The 15,632-nt window shown below is 51.6% G+C and carries 17 protein-coding genes and 3 tRNA genes; 13 read left to right on the forward strand and 7 right to left on the reverse strand.

Going from position 1 to position 15,632, the window contains the following annotated elements:
* Window positions 1–85: 85 nt before the first annotated feature.
* From yjjG to holD, 3 genes are read right to left on the reverse strand one after another with little or no spacing between them, the layout of a single operon-like run.
* On the reverse strand, window positions 86–766 hold the full coding sequence (yjjG, locus tag HV237_RS20490; RefSeq protein ID WP_016151600.1) for a pyrimidine 5'-nucleotidase: 681 nt from the start codon (window positions 764–766) through the stop codon (window positions 86–88).
* Window positions 767–780: 14 nt separating this feature from the next.
* On the reverse strand, window positions 781–1,227 hold the full coding sequence (gene rimI / locus HV237_RS20495; protein ID WP_047358378.1) for a ribosomal protein S18-alanine N-acetyltransferase: 447 nt from the start codon (window positions 1,225–1,227) through the stop codon (window positions 781–783).
* A complete protein-coding gene (gene holD / locus HV237_RS20500) occupies window positions 1,196–1,609 on the reverse strand; it encodes a DNA polymerase III subunit psi (protein ID WP_003837254.1) in 414 nt (137 codons plus the stop codon). Before holD ends, rimI begins: the two co-directional genes overlap by 32 nt.
* A gap of 103 nt (window positions 1,610–1,712) precedes the next feature.
* On the opposite strand from holD, the gene rsmC reads away from it, so the two are divergent.
* The 4 genes from rsmC (at window position 1,713) to HV237_RS20520 (ending at window position 3,268) form a co-directional block, all read left to right on the forward strand.
* Window positions 1,713–2,741 (forward strand): 16S rRNA (guanine(1207)-N(2))-methyltransferase RsmC, encoded by a 1,029-nt coding sequence (rsmC, locus tag HV237_RS20505; RefSeq protein WP_047358379.1) that lies wholly within the window; start codon window positions 1,713–1,715, stop codon window positions 2,739–2,741.
* Window positions 2,742–2,950: 209 nt separating this feature from the next.
* Window positions 2,951–3,037 (forward strand) — tRNA-Leu (locus HV237_RS20510).
* Window positions 3,038–3,065: 28 nt separating this feature from the next.
* Window positions 3,066–3,151 (forward strand) — tRNA-Leu (locus HV237_RS20515).
* A gap of 31 nt (window positions 3,152–3,182) precedes the next feature.
* Window positions 3,183–3,268, forward strand: a tRNA-Leu gene (locus HV237_RS20520).
* A 39-nt stretch (window positions 3,269–3,307) separates the two neighbouring features.
* Here HV237_RS20520 and HV237_RS20525 read toward each other — a convergent pair.
* Entirely contained in the window at window positions 3,308–3,583 is a 276-nt protein-coding gene (locus HV237_RS20525; protein ID WP_019078313.1) for a DUF1435 domain-containing protein, read from the reverse strand.
* Between the two features lie 216 nt (window positions 3,584–3,799).
* On the opposite strand from HV237_RS20525, the gene HV237_RS20530 reads away from it, so the two are divergent.
* Both HV237_RS20530 and fhuF read left to right on the forward strand, forming a co-directional pair.
* Window positions 3,800–4,876, forward strand: coding sequence for a GGDEF domain-containing protein (locus HV237_RS20530; RefSeq protein ID WP_016151597.1), 1,077 nt, complete (start codon window positions 3,800–3,802; stop codon window positions 4,874–4,876).
* A 108-nt stretch (window positions 4,877–4,984) separates the two neighbouring features.
* Window positions 4,985–5,773, forward strand: coding sequence for a siderophore-iron reductase FhuF (gene fhuF, locus HV237_RS20535; protein WP_047358380.1), 789 nt, complete (start codon window positions 4,985–4,987; stop codon window positions 5,771–5,773).
* A gap of 29 nt (window positions 5,774–5,802) precedes the next feature.
* Here the strand turns inward: fhuF and HV237_RS20540 are convergent, their stop codons facing one another.
* Window positions 5,803–7,143 (reverse strand): PTS sugar transporter subunit IIC, encoded by a 1,341-nt coding sequence (locus HV237_RS20540; RefSeq protein ID WP_047358381.1) that lies wholly within the window; start codon window positions 7,141–7,143, stop codon window positions 5,803–5,805.
* A 365-nt stretch (window positions 7,144–7,508) separates the two neighbouring features.
* Here HV237_RS20540 and HV237_RS20545 point away from each other — a divergent pair, with 365 nt between their 5' ends.
* Complete coding sequence (locus HV237_RS20545; RefSeq protein WP_047358382.1) at window positions 7,509–7,967, forward strand: YbaK/EbsC family protein; 459 nt, start codon at window positions 7,509–7,511, stop codon at window positions 7,965–7,967.
* Between the two features lie 57 nt (window positions 7,968–8,024).
* Here the strand turns inward: HV237_RS20545 and bglJ are convergent, their stop codons facing one another.
* Together bglJ and HV237_RS20555 are read right to left on the reverse strand one after the other, a co-directional pair.
* Entirely contained in the window at window positions 8,025–8,702 is a 678-nt protein-coding gene (gene bglJ / locus HV237_RS20550; protein ID WP_029139757.1) for a DNA-binding transcriptional activator BglJ, read from the reverse strand.
* A complete protein-coding gene (locus tag HV237_RS20555) occupies window positions 8,663–9,388 on the reverse strand; it encodes a response regulator transcription factor (RefSeq protein WP_047358383.1) in 726 nt (241 codons plus the stop codon). The genes bglJ and HV237_RS20555 overlap by 40 nt, the downstream gene beginning before the upstream one ends.
* Before the next feature lie 458 nt (window positions 9,389–9,846).
* Here HV237_RS20555 and HV237_RS20560 point away from each other — a divergent pair, with 458 nt between their 5' ends.
* The 6 genes from HV237_RS20560 (at window position 9,847) to opgB (ending at window position 15,574) form a co-directional block, all read left to right on the forward strand.
* Window positions 9,847–10,623 carry a threonine/serine exporter ThrE family protein gene (locus tag HV237_RS20560; RefSeq protein WP_016155624.1) on the forward strand — a complete coding sequence of 259 codons (777 nt, stop codon included), beginning with the start codon at window positions 9,847–9,849 and terminating at the stop codon, window positions 10,621–10,623.
* On the forward strand, window positions 10,614–11,087 hold the full coding sequence (locus tag HV237_RS20565; RefSeq protein WP_016151589.1) for a threonine/serine exporter: 474 nt from the start codon (window positions 10,614–10,616) through the stop codon (window positions 11,085–11,087). Before HV237_RS20560 ends, HV237_RS20565 begins: the two co-directional genes overlap by 10 nt.
* A 123-nt stretch (window positions 11,088–11,210) precedes the next feature.
* Window positions 11,211–11,750, forward strand: coding sequence for a primosomal protein DnaT (gene dnaT, locus HV237_RS20570; RefSeq protein WP_016151588.1), 540 nt, complete (start codon window positions 11,211–11,213; stop codon window positions 11,748–11,750).
* Between the two features lie 2 nt (window positions 11,751–11,752).
* Window positions 11,753–12,490, forward strand: a complete 738-nt coding sequence (gene dnaC, locus HV237_RS20575) for a DNA replication protein DnaC (protein ID WP_016155623.1) — start codon at window positions 11,753–11,755, stop codon at window positions 12,488–12,490.
* Window positions 12,491–12,560: 70 nt separating this feature from the next.
* A complete protein-coding gene (locus tag HV237_RS20580) occupies window positions 12,561–13,052 on the forward strand; it encodes a DUF2501 domain-containing protein (protein ID WP_016151586.1) in 492 nt (163 codons plus the stop codon).
* A gap of 230 nt (window positions 13,053–13,282) precedes the next feature.
* A complete protein-coding gene (opgB, locus tag HV237_RS20585) occupies window positions 13,283–15,574 on the forward strand; it encodes a phosphatidylglycerol--membrane-oligosaccharide glycerophosphotransferase (protein ID WP_047358384.1) in 2,292 nt (763 codons plus the stop codon).
* Window positions 15,575–15,632: the final 58 nt, after the last annotated feature.

Here is a 15,632-nt window from a genome sequence, read left to right on the forward strand (position 1 = left end):
TCTTCTTAGGTAAGCACGGCAACAGGCCGTGCAAGTTGAATACGAAAAATTGCGGCTATTTTACCCATCAACGGGGGGGAGGCAATCAGTGTTTACACAGGAGCCGCTCCAGTTCACTTAATGACGCCACGGTCCAGGTCGGCTGAATGCCCGCTGGCTGCTCGCGGTGGTGCGTATTTAGCCAGCAGGTGGATAGCCCGGCGTTAATGCCGCCAAGAATATCGGACTCTGCGGTGTCGCCCACCATCAGTACGCGGGAACGCTCAGGATTGCCCGCCTGCTCCAGCGCATGGTCAAAAATACGGGGATCGGGTTTTGCCACGCCAACCTGCTCAGAAATCACCAGCAGGTCAAAATAGTCGCGCAGCCCCGTCCGCTCAAGGCGGATTTGCTGCAACGCCGTAAAGCCGTTAGTAATAATACCGATTTTTGTTTTATCACGAATCGCATTGAGCAGAGAAACCGCCCCTGGCAACGGCGAGCAAATCTCCGCCATCGCATTGATAAAGGCGTCATTAAGCTGGCCTGGCTCAACCTTCAGGCGTTCAGCCCAGCTCTGAAAACGAGCGTGCTGGAGTTGTAATGAGGTTATCGCACCGTTTTGATAATCCACCCACAGCGGTTTATTTACGGCCTGGTAGTCCTGAAAATCTTCAGCGGTAAAGGTAATGCTATAGTCGAGAAACATCCGCTGTAAGCCGGTAAACGAGTCAAACGTAAACAGCGTTTCGTCGGCATCAAAGAAAATCCAGTCCCACTTCTTCATCATTACACCTTGTCTTACATGCTGATTGGCAATGCCATTATAATGGCGTCTTCATGACCATCGGCCGTCGGATAGTAATTGCGCCGGATTGTCGCCTCGTTAAAGCCCAGGCTTTCGTACAGCGCGATAGCGGCAGTATTTGAGGCGCGCACTTCAAGCCACAGTGTCAAAATGCCACGCTTTTCCAGCTCATCGATCAGGTATTCCAGTAGCTCACGCCCCAGGCCCCGGCGCTGAAAGTCAGGATCGACGGCAATATTGAACAGCGTAGCTTCATCCAGCACGACCTGTGTAATCGCAAAGGCGGCCATTACGTCGTCAACCCTCAACTGAAAATTGAGGTAGCGATCGCCCTGGTTGCTGGCAAATGTTTTTTCACTCCACGGAAAAGCGTGAGCGCGTTTTTCAATCTGAAATGCTGCAGGTAAATCAGTCGGTTCGAGGGAAGAAATCGTGTTCATATGCGCAGATTTGTTGCCATAACGCGGCGCGGGCCGCGGGGTTTTCCCGTAATTCATTAAACGCAGGACTCTCGACCTGAGCGCCCTCCAGCAGCAGCGGCTCTTCGGTTCCCAGCCGCCAGCTATTACAGCGACTGCCCTGCGGCAGCATGGCGACACGGTCAGGCGTCAGTTGTAAAACCTGATCCGGGCTGACGGTTAATGCGCGTAAAATATCGCTCATCAACGGTTCGGTTAGTGCGGGTAATTGTGCAGCAACCATCACCAAACGGACGTGCGCAGGAATTGAAATCGCGATCTCGCCCTGCAGTGCGCCGGGACGACGCAATGACCACTGCGTAATGCCCAGTTGCTGTAACTGCCAGTCTCGTCGGGATGTCATAGCGAAACACTCCTGTCTATCAGGGGCGCAAATATAGCAAATTTGTCGAATCCGTGCCATCAAACAACTATAATCCCCCGCTGTACAATTTAAGGAGCACTCCATGTCTGCTTTTACCCCGGCAAGTGAAGTCTTGCTGCGCCACAGTGATGATTTCGAACAAAGCCGTATTCTGTTTGCCGGTGATTTGCAGGATGACCTGCCTGCCCATTTTGAATGCGCCGCCAGCCGTGCGCACACTCAGCAGCTTCACCACTGGCAGGTGCTTAACCGCCAGATGGGCGACAACGTTCGCTTTAGCCTCGTCGCCCAGACCGATGACGTTGCCGATAGCGATACGCTGATCTACTACTGGCCGAAGAATAAGCCGGAAGCCCAGTTCCAGTTGATGAACATTCTGTCGCTGTTACCGGTGGGCACCGATATTTTTGTTGTTGGTGAGAACCGCAGCGGCGTTCGTAGCGCAGAGCAGATGCTGGCCGAATACGCGCCGCTGAACAAAGTCGACAGCGCGCGTCGCTGTGGCCTGTACCATGGTCGTCTGGAAAAACAGCCGGTCTTTGATGCAGAAAAATACTGGGATGAATACCAGACCGAAAATCTGACCATCAAAACGCTGCCGGGCGTATTCAGCCGTGACGGTCTGGATGTTGGCAGCCAACTGCTGCTCTCCACTCTGACGCCGCACACCAAAGGCAAAGTTCTGGATGTCGGCTGCGGTGCAGGTGTACTCTCCGTCGCCTTAGCCAGCCACTCGCCAAAAGTGCGCTTAACCCTGTGCGATGTTAGTGCCGCCGCCGTTGAAGCCAGCCGCGCAACGCTTGCTGCCAACGGTATTGAAGGAGACGTAATCGCCAGTAACGTCTTTTCTGACGTGACGGGTCGCTTTGATATGATCATCTCCAACCCACCGTTCCACGACGGGATGCAGACCAGCCTCGACGCCGCGCAAACGCTGATTCGCGGCGCAGTGCGCCACCTCAACAGCGGCGGTGAACTGCGTATCGTGGCGAACGCCTTCCTGCCTTATCCGAAGGTACTGGATGAAGTGTTTGGCTTCCACGAAGTTATCGCGCAGACCGGTCGCTTCAAGGTCTATCGCACCATCATGACGCGTCAGGCGAAGAAGTAGAACGGCCATCCCATGCCGGATAAGGTGCCTGCACCGCCATCCGGCAGGGTTTGCTAAATGCGGGGTGGCACTTCGTTTACACGGCCTGCGTTTAGCGCCCATTTTTACATCAATTAAGCGCGTCCTGGGCAATTAACTATTGACGAAAAGTTGAAAACCACTAGAATGCGCCTCCGTGGTAACGATACTTTTTTGAGTGTCGATGGTATGCGAAGGTGGCGGAATTGGTAGACGCGCTAGCTTCAGGTGTTAGTGTCCTTTCGGACGTGGGGGTTCAAGTCCCCCCCCTCGCACCATAATCCACGTTGATATTGCTCGCACTGGGCGAAGGTGGCGGAATTGGTAGACGCGCTAGCTTCAGGTGTTAGTGTCCTTAGGATGTGGGGGTTCGAGTCCCCCCCCTCGCACCAACGAGGCGATATCAAAAAATAAGATGACTGTGCGAAGGTGGCGGAATTGGTAGACGCGCTAGCTTCAGGTGTTAGTGTCCTTAGGATGTGGGGGTTCGAGTCCCCCCCCTCGCACCAATTATCTTATTTCCCTCTTGATTTTCTTCCCTGTTTTGTTCATCCCTGATTCCCGTTCATCATCACCAGAACAATGCCGCCGATCAGCGCCGCACATGAAGGCAACAGGACAAAATGCCGCAAACGCTTGTGGTACAGCATGAGTGAAGTCAACAGTAATCCTAATACAATCATCGCCTTCCATACGTAGACCGACAGGTCGCTAAATGCCATCCCGGCAATCAGTATTCCCGGCAGCAGAACCCCCCATCCACTGCCCAGCGTACGTTGCAACATGGTACCACCTATGACATTGATAATGATAACCAATATCATATGATAAATTTTCTCATTTATCAGCTGGGAGGCACTATCAATTATATGAGTTTTACTTAACGATTGATGACATGAATAATTTAAGGTGATAAATTGCTCGCCGGTTAGCTTTTCAACTAAAAACAATAAAAACCTCTGCGAATGATACCCCGTTCGTTATTTGTTTTATTTACCAACACACCTTCGTACATTGCAGATAACTAACAATATTTACCTATGACAGTACAATCCTGGCGAGCTCTGCGCACCAAAAAATACCAACTCTCTTTACGATTGTTTCTGCTACTCAACGCAGTCTCCGCGCTGTTTACGCTTTTTTTTCCCCTGTTTGCCGTCAAAGCGTTGTCAGTACCGGCATTGCTGATTCTCGTGATGAGTACATTGTTGCTGGCATGGCATAGGAAATATGTGGATAAAAGAATTAATCTTCCTTTTATTTCAATCGTTTTTGGTTTGCTATGGGCATTACATATTTTCCTGAAATATAACGCTCTGGGTCATAATGATTATTATTTTCTATTAATCGCGCTTCTCAGCGTGCTGTTTATTGGTTCTATCGCTTTTGCCAATAATATCATCGCGTTTACGCTTCACTCATTGCCTTCCGTCGCCGTCTGTTTATGGCTGAATGGCAGCGAGCATGGTTTGCGAATTATCTATTTTATGGCGCTGCCCATGGCCGGGATCGCCATCCAGCATGTGATACAAAAGCGCTACGATGGCTTCGCCCAGCAGCTGATGTATAAACTGCTGGAAGAACGGGAAACCCTGAACGGACTCAGCATGCTCGACCCGCTAACCGGTTTGTACAATCGTCGGGGGCTACAACACCGACTCGATACGCTGTTGGCCTTGAGCAACGCGAAGCACTACGTCTTGCTGCTGGATATCGACCACTTCAAAGCCTATAACGATCACTACGGTCATATGATGGGAGATCAGGCGCTGATCCGCGTCTCTGCCGCGATTCGTGACTCCGTGCGCTCCCGGGACGTGGTGGCGCGCTTTGGTGGGGAAGAGTTTATGGTTTTGCTGACCGCGGTCGATCCCCAGCAGGCCCAGGCTGCCGCCGAACGTATTCGCCAGAAGGTGTACGACCTTAAAATTCCTCACATGTTTAACGAGAGCGTGGCAACCAACGTAACCGTGAGTATTGGTATTGCGCCTCTGGTCGAGCAGGATATTGATGCCGCTGTTGCCCGAGCGGATAAAGCCCTTTATGAGGCCAAGAGCCTTGGGCGCAACAGTACGCTGGTTAGCGATGACCTGCGGGTAAACTGCCCTTCTGCCTGAGCTATCTGTGCGGTGTCTCCCGGGATGGCGACAAAGATCTTGCCATCGCTCAATGTCAATTATAGGATTAGCAATCATTATCATTAAGATTAACATCCTTATATCGACATGGCTTATCGTTCCGCACCGATCGTTGAAGATGTCATCTGGCGTAGCCCTCTGCCTGCAAAGATGCCCTCGCTGGCTGCTGCCGTACGCGCAACGATAGCCAACACCCGTGAGCACCTGCTGGACTTCATTCGTCTTGACGAAACCCCCGTGCCAGGTGCAATGACGCTACATGAATGGACGCAATCAACGACGCTAAGTTCATTGCTGGCTGTCTATTCAGACCATATTTATCGCAATCAGTCCACGCTGCCACGCGAAAATAAGCCGCTGATTTCTCTCTGGGCGCAGTGGTATATCGGCCTGATGATGCCTCCGCTCATGGTGGCCCTGCTGACGCAAAAAGAGGCCATCGACGTCTCTCCTGAACACATGCACGTAGAATTCCACGAAACAGGCCGTGCTGCCTGCTTCTGGATCGACGTGCATCAGGATCACCAGGTCACGGCCCAGTCTCCTCAGCAACGCATGGAAACACTGATTCTCTCGGCGCTGACGCCGGTTGTGCAGGCGCTGGAAGCGACAGGCGAGATCAATGCGAAGCTTATCTGGAGCAACACCGGATATTTAATTCACTGGTATTTAACGGAAATGAAGCCGTTATTAGGTGAAGAACTGCTGACCACACTGCGCCAGACCTGTTTTTTTGAGAAGCAACTCTCCTGCGGTCAGGATAATCCCCTGTGGCGTACCGTTGTTCCGCGCGAGGGACTGTTAGTGCGCAGAACCTGCTGCCAGCGCTATCGCCTGCCCGATGTCCAGCAATGCGGTGACTGCACGCTGAAGTAAGCGAGGAGCCGTAGCCCCTCGCCCGTCAGTTATGCAACCTGCTGATTTTCTTCTATACGCTGTGCTTCTTCTTTTTCCTGCGCTAATAGCTGCTTTTCGTAAACCTTAAAGAATGGGAAGTAGATGACGGCAGACACCAGTGCCAGCAGGACAACCAGAATGGCCGCACGATAGTCCCAGCCTAACGCCCACGCCGCGCCAACCGGTGCCGGGGCCGTCCAGGGAACCACTGAAATCACCCGCCCAATCAAATCCAGCTTCATCGCCGCCCAGGCCAGCACTGCGTTCACCATCGGGGCCAGCAGGAAGGGAATAAAGAACACTGGGTTCATGACAATCGGTGTACCGAAAATCACCGGTTCGTTAATATTAAAAATGCTCGGAACAACGCTCAAACGCCCGATCGATCGTAGATGGGCCGAACGGCTACGCAGATAGCAAATCACCAGCCCCATCGTCGCGCCGGAACCTCCAACCACAATAAAGAACGTCCAGAACGCTTCCATAAAGATATGCGGTAAAGGCGCGCCCTGCGCCAGCGCCGACTGGTTCATCCCGAGATTGGTGAGCCAGAACATTTGCAGCATTCCCGACACAATTGCCGCGCCATGTATACCCGCAAACCACAGCAGATGGCCGATCAGCACCGCCAGCAGTATCGCTGGCAGAGAATCCGCTGCAGACACCAGTGGTTTAAAGATGGCCATGATGGCCTGCGGGATCAGCATGTCAAACTGCGACTGAATCACCAGACTCAGCGGGTACAGCGTCAGCACCACCACCAGCACAGGGATCAGCAGATCGAAGGAGTTTTTGATCATCGGCGGCACCTGATCGGGTAAACGAATGCCGATGTTGTGCGCCTTCAGGAAGCGCATCATTTCAACGCAGTAAATAGCCACCAGGATGGCAGTGAAAATCCCCGTACCGCCAAGGCTATCAACCGGCATAGTGCCTTTGGTTTTCGGTGCAGCAATCAGCAAAAAAGCCATGATCGATAGCATCGCGCACATGAAGGGATCTAGCTGATGCGACTTCACATAGTGCTTGCCCAGGTTATAAGCGATAGCCGCACATATGTAGACTGACATGATCCCCATCGTCATATCAAACGGTGTGAGGATTTGACCTTCAAACTGTTTCGCCATATCCAGCCACGCACGTGCAAACCCCCAGGTGGTATCCGGAGAAAAAGGCGGATAGGCGAAAACCAGCAGAAACGAGCCTACGATCATAAAGGGCATCGCCGAAATAAACCCATCACGGATAGCCATCACATGACGTTGTGAAGAGATGCGCCCGGCAACAGGGCTGACGTAATTTTCAACGAAGCGGAAAATCACATTAAACACAGCATTATTAGTAGACATAGCCGTTCTCCCGTTGTGCAAAACCCTGCAACCGTGCTGGTGTCAACACCACCACGTAAAGCCCATTACTACTTTTCGCAACCGTGCCGGGAGGAACGCCAGCGCTACTGCATTTTGAGTTCAGTTTCATAGATGGCTCTTATTATGTAATACAGAGGAAGTGACAACTTCAGTATTAATCGCCATTTGAGCATTCTGCAACCGGTTACTGTAACCGGTTTCTTTGATTGTGAAGACGATCGAAAAACTGCCAATGTTGCCATGTTGTTACATTAAAATATTTACAGCGAGCTTGCCCCTATGACAAATTACGCCATGCGGTTTTCTGCTGGATGGAGCTGCCTGTAGGCGATTTGGAGAGAAGAATGAGTTTGCAATCAGTACGCCAATTTTTAGCGCAATATGCACCAGATATTGAGATTATCGAATTAGATCAGAGCACAGCTACCGTCGATCTGGCAGCGAAAGCCCATAACGTCGAACCTGGCCAGATCGCGAAAACGCTTTCGCTGAAGGTCAAGAACGACATTATTCTGGTCGTCGCCAAAGGTGATGCCCGACTGGATAACAAAAAGCTAAAGAGCACTTTCGGTGCCAAAGCCCGTATGTTGAGTAGCGATGAAGTAGTGAACGCGACGGGCCATCCCGTTGGCGGCGTTTGCCCTTTCGGACTGGAAACGCCGATTTCGGTGTACTGCGATGTTTCGTTGAAGCATTACGCTGAAGTGCTTCCCGCCGCAGGCACCATCCACAGCGCCGTTCGTATCACGCCAGAAAGGATGGCTGAGCTGACTTCCGCCACCTGGGTGGATGTGTGTCAGTGATGATTCACGTTCCGCGCCGATAACGAAACCCGGCACGAAACGATCTAACATTACTCGCTAAGAAGCCGCCTGTAGAAAAGGTGCAGGTTCACCTGCACGCAGGTACAGCAGGATATCTGCAGCATCCAGCAGTCCGGCATCTGAGCTCACGCCCAGCTTGGACATCACATTAAATTTATGTGCCCGAATGGTTTTAATATTCCGCTCTAACTGAGCAGCGATCTGCGGCATTGAATAGCCATTCGACATAAAGCGCAGTATTTCTCGTTCTGTTGGACTGAGCATACGGCTTTGATTGATATACCAATGGTTTTTAGAACCTTCGGTTCCCCGGTTGGGGCCGTTCAATACCGTAAATAACGCGTCCTGCAGTACCGTTAATGAAGAAGATTTGCTCACAACGCCATCTAACGGCAACGGTGACAAAGAGCCGATTAATCGCGCTTCAGCGTCATCATCAGCAATCACCACCCGGCGAATACGCGGAAAATTTACAGCCAGTTCCGTCAGATAAGCTAACCCGGCCCTGCGATCGGTTCTGATTGCAGAGAGGGAGAAAATAACCGCCGAAAACGACGTTTTTAACATCACCTGACTAAATGCAGGCTGGCTCGAAAAGATATGAAGTTCGTATTGGTTATCCGGCATGGTATTAAACAGGCTCTTAATACCGACGCTACTCATCGCGCACTTCTCTACCAGCGCAACGTTTCTTTTGATGCTTCGGCTTTCCATTCCGTGGTTTCTCCATAAACTGAAGGTAAATTCAATTCTCGCGATCCTTGAGAACTGTTTATCCAGGCGTACATTTCTGCATTGCTATGTATCGACAAGCGACGCATAGCGCTGTTCTTTTGGGCGCTGATCGTTTTATTGCTTTTCTTCAGCAATGTCGCAATCTGATTAATTCCCCAACCTTTTCCCAGGAGTCTCAGCACTTTCCTCTCCGAGAGGGTAAGTACAATTGAGCGGGCGCTATGGTCTGCTAATTCTGGCATCAGGGGCGGAGAGAGCAGAGACTTGCTAATTCTCTCGGCACGGCTATTTCCTGCGTGAATAACATTCACCAAACTTTCAATCGTCTCGGCATCAGATAACAGCGAACTGACAGGGCACATCAGCAATTCAATGGCCAGCGGATAAAAAACACGAGAAACGAGAAATACCCAGTGAATATCGCGGTATTGAGATAATAAAGAATAATATTGTTCGCAGACTGAACGTGGATGATTACAGTCTCCGGATAAGTCAGCAATCACCAAATCGGCACAACGCAGCTGCAGCAACGTCAATTCTTCGACGGAGCGGCAGTAGGTAAGTTCATAATCAGCGAACTGCCCCTGCATTACACCTTTAAGTCCGGTTTGTACGATCGGTAATTTACTAATAATAATTGCGTTTTTGCAGCGTCCTGGCAACATATCTCCTCCACACTCACCAGTCCGTATTCGCACTTATTAAAAATCCCCTGATAAATTAAAAGTATTAATTAACAGGAAACCCTAAACAATAGACGAGGTGAATTGTTTATCCTTGGCTTTTATTTATAAACAAAGTTATACCGCTACAATCCCAGTAGCATCAAACTATTGAACCATCATGCCAATAATTACTCATGAATACACTCTTTGTACAATTAAAAGAACTACAATAGATCGTTAGCGTTGCTTACGTATTTTCCATCCTGATAAATAACATTACATTTTCATAAGTGCTGTCTTTATTGATAAGCAAGTGAGGTGTGCAAACGCATCAGACGTACGATCTGCATCTTTTTTCGACGCAAAGATTGATCTTAGCCAGAGCCAACAGGATCATGCTTCATGATAAAAAGAAGACATCCGCCACGCAAAGAGATCCTTTTCAGTCAGAGCGAGTCATGCAAACAGAGCAGTCGTCACAGCGAACGGTTACACGGTTATGTATTCAATGCGGTCTTTTTTTACTTCAGCATGGGGCAGAAAGTGCGCTGGTTGACGAGCTATCCACCCGCCTCGGGCTGGCGCTTGGCATGGATAGCGTAGAAAGCGCTATCTCCTCTAACGCCATCGTCCTGACCACCATTAAAGACGGGCAGTGCCTGACTTCAACGCGAAAAAATCAGGATCGCGGAATTAACATGCACGTCGTGACGGAGGTGCAGCACATCGTTATTCTGGCGGAACACAAACTGCTGGATGTTAAAGGCGTTGAGAAACGCTTTAGCCAGATTAAACCGCTGCGCTATCCAAGATGGTTGGTCGCCTTTATGGTCGGTTTGTCCTGCGCCTGCTTTTGTAAACTCAATAATGGCGGATGGGATGGCGCGGTGATCACCTTTTTCGCCAGTATGGTGGCGATGTATATTCGCCAGATTCTGGCGTCCCGGCATTTGCACCCGCAAATCAACTTCTGCATTACTGCGTTTGTGGCAACCTCGATTTCTGGTCTGCTGCTGACCTTGCCGACGTTTAACCACACACCAACCATCGCCATGGCCGCCAGCGTGCTGCTGTTGGTTCCGGGTTTTCCGTTGATCAACTCCGTCGCGGATATGTTTAAGGGACACATTAATACTGGGCTCGCTCGCTGGGCTATTGCCAGTCTGCTGACGCTGGCGACCTGCATTGGCGTAGTCATGTCGATGACCTTATGGGGGCTGCGCGGATGGGCGTGATCGATTTCATTTTGGCGCTAATGCAGGACATGATCCTGTCGGCAATACCTGCGCTTGGTTTTGCCATGGTATTTAACGTACCACATCGGGCGCTCCCCTGGTGCGCGTTACTCGGCGCACTCGGCCACGGTTCACGAATGGTGATGATGAGCGCAGGATTTAATATCGAATGGTCAACCTTTATGGCGTCGCTACTGGTGGGCTGCATTGGGATCCAGTGGTCACGCTGGTATCTGGCGCATCCGAAAGTCTTCACCGTTGCGGCAGTAATCCCCATGTTCCCTGGGATCTCTGCCTATACCGCCATGATCTCGGCGGTAAAAATCGGCCATTTTGGTTACAGCGAAGCGCTGATGATCACGCTGTTGACCAATTTCCTGAAAGCCTCATCGATTGTCGGAGCGCTCTCCATCGGGCTATCCGTACCGGGATTATGGCTGTATCGCAAACGCCCGCGCGTTTAGCGGCACGCTTTGTTTGCTCCTCGCAGAGAGGGGAATCGCCCCCTCTTCTGCTGCTCTCCTTCTTCTCTGTGTTACTATAAAAGCAGTCCCCTTCTCGGTTGTTGTTCAGTATTGAGAAACATTATGCCCAGCAAAATTTTGACGCCGGACGTCACTAGCATTGACGCCTTACTACACGATCACCATACGGTGCTGGCCAGGTCCGCGGGCGGTGCCGTAGCCGTATTCGCCAATAACGCGCCAGCATTTTACGCGGTGACGCCTGCACGACTGGCCGAGTTGTTGGCGCTTGAAGAGAAACTGTCACGCCCGGGAAGCGATGTGACGCTGGATGCACAATTTTATGAAGAGCCGCAAACCGCTCCTGTTGTCGTGCCAATGGGGAAATTTGCGATGTACGCTGACTGGCAGCCCGATGCCGACTTTCAGCGCCAGGCCGCCCTGTGGGGCGTGGCGTTAAGAGAACCGGTCACCGCCGAGGAACTGGCCTCATTTGTTGCCTACTGGCAGGCCGAAGGCAAAGTCTTTCACCATATTCAGTGGCAGCAAAAACTGGCACGCAGCATCCAGATTGGCCGGGCCAGCAATGGCGGAATGCCGAAGCGCGATGTGAACAGTGTCAGCGAGCCTGACAACCATATTCCACCGGGTTTTAGAGGATAACGATGAAAAACGTTGGCGACCTGATGAAACGTCTGCAAAAAATGATGCCGGCTAATGTCGAGCCAGCCTTTAAAACGGGCGAGGAGCTGCTGGCATGGCAAAAAGAGCAAGGTGAAATTCGCGCCGCAGCGCTGGCCCGTGAAAACCGAGCCATGAAAATGCAGCGCACATTCAACCGTTCCGGTATTCGTCCACTGCATCAGAACTGTTCGTTCGATAACTATCGGGTGGAATGCGAAGGTCAGATGAACGCCCTGAGCAAAGCTCGCCAGTACGTTGAAGAGTTTGACGGCAACATCGCCAGCTTTATTTTCTCTGGCAAGCCCGGCACCGGCAAAAACCATCTGGCCGCCGCTATCTGCAACGAACTGCTGCTGCGCGGCAAGTCGGTGCTGATTATCACCGTTGCGGACATTATGTCAGCCATGAAAGATACCTTCAGCAACCGTGAAACCAGCGAAGAACAGCTACTCAACGATCTCAGCAATGTCGATTTGCTGGTGATCGACGAAATCGGCGTGCAGACCGAATCCCGCTATGAAAAGGTGATCATCAACCAGATCGTCGATCGCCGCTCGTCTTCAAAACGCCCGACCGGTATGTTGACCAACAGCAATATGGATGAAATGAACAAACTGCTGGGCGAGCGGGTAATGGACCGTATGCGCCTTGGCAACAGCCTGTGGGTGATTTTTAACTGGGAAAGCTACCGTAGTCGGGTAACCGGTAAAGAGTATTAACGTATTAGGACCACTCCTAAGACTGCCGGCGCTATACTGCGCTGAAAAGGCATAACACGAGTTGCATATAATGATGAAAACAACCAAACGTCTGCTGTGCTGTGCGCTGGCCGCCAGCACGCTCATCTCGACCAGCGTTTTCGCCGCCTCCTGGCAGGATTCGCTCTCCAGCGCGGCCAGCGAACTGAGCAAACAAAGCTCCGGCTCGCAGGGCGGCTCGTCGCTCTCTTCCCTGACCAGTCTACTGAATGGCAGCAATCAGTCGCTGACCTCCAGCAGCATGAATAACGCCGCCGGGATCCTGGAATATTGCGCGAAACAGAAACTGGCCTCGGTCACCGACACGCAAAACGTCAAAAACCAGGTGCTGGATAAACTGGGCCTCAGTGCTCCGGAGCAGAAACAAGACACCAACTATATGGACGGCATTCAGGGGCTGCTCAACGCCAAAGATGGTCAACAACTGGACCTGAACACAATTGGCAACAGCTCGCTGGCGAAGCAGGTAAAAACCAAGGCCTGCGATCTCGTGTTAAAACAGGGTATGAACTTCATTTCCTGACGCACGACATGCCGCGTATACCCTGCGCGGCATCAACCTGCTCCCCATAAAATTCACACGTCAAATAATCAGTAAATCCCCCGCAAAAAACACGCATATCTAAACCAATTCTGAATAACAACGTAATTTAATGTCACTACAATTGCAGCAATGCAACATCGCTATTACATTGTGCTTTCCCAAAATCATTAGCCTGCCTGGCGTTTGCCCGGTTTACTGAGGATCGATCGTTGTCAGAACTCATCTCCATTACTCTGTTTCTCGCTTCAGTGCTGATTTACGCCTGGAAAGCGGGTCGCAACACCTGGTGGTTTGCTGCCACGTTAACGGTGCTGGGGATTTTTATTGTCTTGAATATCACGCTGTATGCCAGTGACTATTTCACCGGCGACGGTATCAATGACGCGGTTCTGTACACGCTGACCAATAGCCTGACCGGCGCGGGAATTGGAAAATATATCTTACCTGGCGTCGGGATTGCGCTGGCCCTGACGACCGTTTTTGTCGCTCTCGGCTGGATTCTGCGCCGCCGTCGCCATCATCCGCATCATGTGGGTTACAGTCTGCTGGCCCTGCTGCTGGCGCTGGCCTCCGTAGACGCCAGCCCGGCGTTTCACCAGATAACCGAACTGGTAAAGTCGCAGTCGCGCGATGGCGATCCGGATTTCCCAACCTATTATAAAGAGCCGTCAAAAACGATTCCCAACCCGAAGCTGAATCTGGTTTATATCTATGGCGAAAGCCTCGAGCGCACCTATTTTAACAACGACGCGTTCCCGGATCTGACCCCGGAACTCGATGCGTTGAAAAACGAAGGTCTGGATTTCAGCAATACCATGCAACTTCCGGGTACCGATTACACAATCGCTGGCATGGTCGCCTCCCAGTGCGGTATTCCGCTGTTTGCGCCGTTTGAAGGCAACGCCTCGGCGTCGGTCTCCAGCTTCTTCCCCAACAATATCTGTCTGGGCGATATCCTGAAAAACTCCGGCTATCAAAACTACTTTGTGCAGGGAGCCAACCTGCGCTTTGCCGGCAAAGACGTGTTCCTGAAATCTCACGGTTTTGATCATCTCTACGGTGCGGAAGAGTTAAAAAGCGTGGTTGCGGACCCGGCCTATCGCAACGACTGGGGCTTCTACGACGATACCGTGCTGGATGAAGCATGGAAAAAATTCGAAGAGCTTTCGCGTTCGGGCCAGCGCTTTTCACTGTTTACGCTGACTGTGGATACCCATCATCCAGATGGATTTATCTCACGTAGCTGCAACCGTAAACGTTATGACATCGACGGGAAGGCCAACCAATCCTTCAGCGCGGTCAGCTGCAGCCAGGAAAACATTGCCGAATTTATCAATAAGATCAAAGCCTCACCGTGGTTCAAAGATACCGTTATCGTGGTTTCTTCCGATCATCTGGCGATGAACAACACCGCATGGAAGTATCTGAACAAGCAGGATCGCAACAACCTGTTCTTCGTGCTGCGCGGCGACCAGCCACAGCAGGACACGCTGGCGGTGAAGCGTAACACGATGGATAACGGGGCAACGGTACTGGATATTCTCGGTGGCGATAACTTTATCGGTCTTGGCCGCAGCAGTTTGTCGAGCGAATCCGCGTCTGAAGTGTTCCTGAACATCAAAGAAAAAATGCTGGCGTGGAAGCCCGATATCATCCGCCTGTGGAATTTCCCGAAAGAGATGAAAGAGTTCACCGTCGACCAGGACAAAAACATGATCTCTTTCTCCGGCAGCCATTTCCGCCTGCCGTTGTTGCTGCGCGTATCGGACAAACGCGTCGAGCCGCTGCCGGAAAGCGAATACTCGGCCCCGCTGCGCTTCCAACTGGCAGATTTCGCGCCGCGAGATAACTTTGTCTGGGTTGATCGCTGCTACAAAATGGCGCAGCTATGGGCCCCGGAGTTGGCGCTCTCCACCGACTGGTGCGTATCGCAAGGCCAGTTAGGCGGACAGCAAATCGTGCAGCACGTCGACAAAGCCAAATGGAAAAGTAAAACCGTGTTTAAAGACACGGTGATCGACATGGAGCGCTACAAAGGTAACGTTGATACGCTGAAAATTGTCGATAACGACATTCGCTACAAAGCCGACAGCTTCGTCTTCAACGTGGCGGGCGCGCCGGAAGAGGTTAAACAGTTTAGCGGCATATCACGCCCCGAATCCTGGGGGCGCTGGTCCAATGCGCAGCTCAGCAAAGAGGTGACCATCGAGTACAAGGCCCCGCTGCCGAAGAAATTCGATCTGGTCATTACAGCGAAAGCCTTCGGCGACAACGCCAATCGCCCTATTCCCGTACGCGTTGGCCACGAGGAACAGACGCTGGTGTTAGGCCATGATGTCACTACCACTACCTTGCATTTTGATAACCCGGCGGATGCCGATACGCTGGTGATTGTCCCGCCCGATCCGGTCGCCACCAACGAGGGCAATATTCTCGGCCACTCGCCGCGTAAGCTGGGGATCGGGATGGTTGAAATCAAAGTGGTCGCTCAGGGCTCGTAACATGAAATGGCTGATGGCGCTTCGCTTATCAGCCTTACAGCTAGCCGCATTTATTGTC

This window comes from Citrobacter sp. RHBSTW-00570 (assembly GCF_013739755.1).
Classification (GTDB): Bacteria; Pseudomonadota; Gammaproteobacteria; order Enterobacterales; family Enterobacteriaceae; genus Citrobacter; species Citrobacter braakii.

Coding starts and splice junctions, on each gene's coding strand:
- HV237_RS20560 (WP_016155624.1), top strand. CDS start 9,847: ATGCAAACAGAGCAGTCGTCACAGCGAACGGTTACACGGTTATGTATT.
- yjjG (WP_016151600.1), bottom strand. CDS start 766: ATGAAGAAGTGGGACTGGATTTTCTTTGATGCCGACGAAACGCTGTTT.
- HV237_RS20545 (WP_047358382.1), top strand. CDS start 7,509: ATGAGTTTGCAATCAGTACGCCAATTTTTAGCGCAATATGCACCAGAT.
- dnaC (WP_016155623.1), top strand. CDS start 11,753: ATGAAAAACGTTGGCGACCTGATGAAACGTCTGCAAAAAATGATGCCG.
- HV237_RS20580 (WP_016151586.1), top strand. CDS start 12,561: ATGATGAAAACAACCAAACGTCTGCTGTGCTGTGCGCTGGCCGCCAGC.
- dnaT (WP_016151588.1), top strand. CDS start 11,211: ATGCCCAGCAAAATTTTGACGCCGGACGTCACTAGCATTGACGCCTTA.
- HV237_RS20530 (WP_016151597.1), top strand. CDS start 3,800: ATGACAGTACAATCCTGGCGAGCTCTGCGCACCAAAAAATACCAACTC.
- rimI (WP_047358378.1), bottom strand. CDS start 1,227: ATGAACACGATTTCTTCCCTCGAACCGACTGATTTACCTGCAGCATTT.
- HV237_RS20540 (WP_047358381.1), bottom strand. CDS start 7,143: ATGTCTACTAATAATGCTGTGTTTAATGTGATTTTCCGCTTCGTTGAA.
- HV237_RS20565 (WP_016151589.1), top strand. CDS start 10,614: ATGGGCGTGATCGATTTCATTTTGGCGCTAATGCAGGACATGATCCTG.
- bglJ (WP_029139757.1), bottom strand. CDS start 8,702: ATGGAAAGCCGAAGCATCAAAAGAAACGTTGCGCTGGTAGAGAAGTGC.
- holD (WP_003837254.1), bottom strand. CDS start 1,609: ATGACATCCCGACGAGACTGGCAGTTACAGCAACTGGGCATTACGCAG.
- HV237_RS20555 (WP_047358383.1), bottom strand. CDS start 9,388: ATGTTGCCAGGACGCTGCAAAAACGCAATTATTATTAGTAAATTACCG.
- rsmC (WP_047358379.1), top strand. CDS start 1,713: ATGTCTGCTTTTACCCCGGCAAGTGAAGTCTTGCTGCGCCACAGTGAT.
- fhuF (WP_047358380.1), top strand. CDS start 4,985: ATGGCTTATCGTTCCGCACCGATCGTTGAAGATGTCATCTGGCGTAGC.
- HV237_RS20525 (WP_019078313.1), bottom strand. CDS start 3,583: ATGATATTGGTTATCATTATCAATGTCATAGGTGGTACCATGTTGCAA.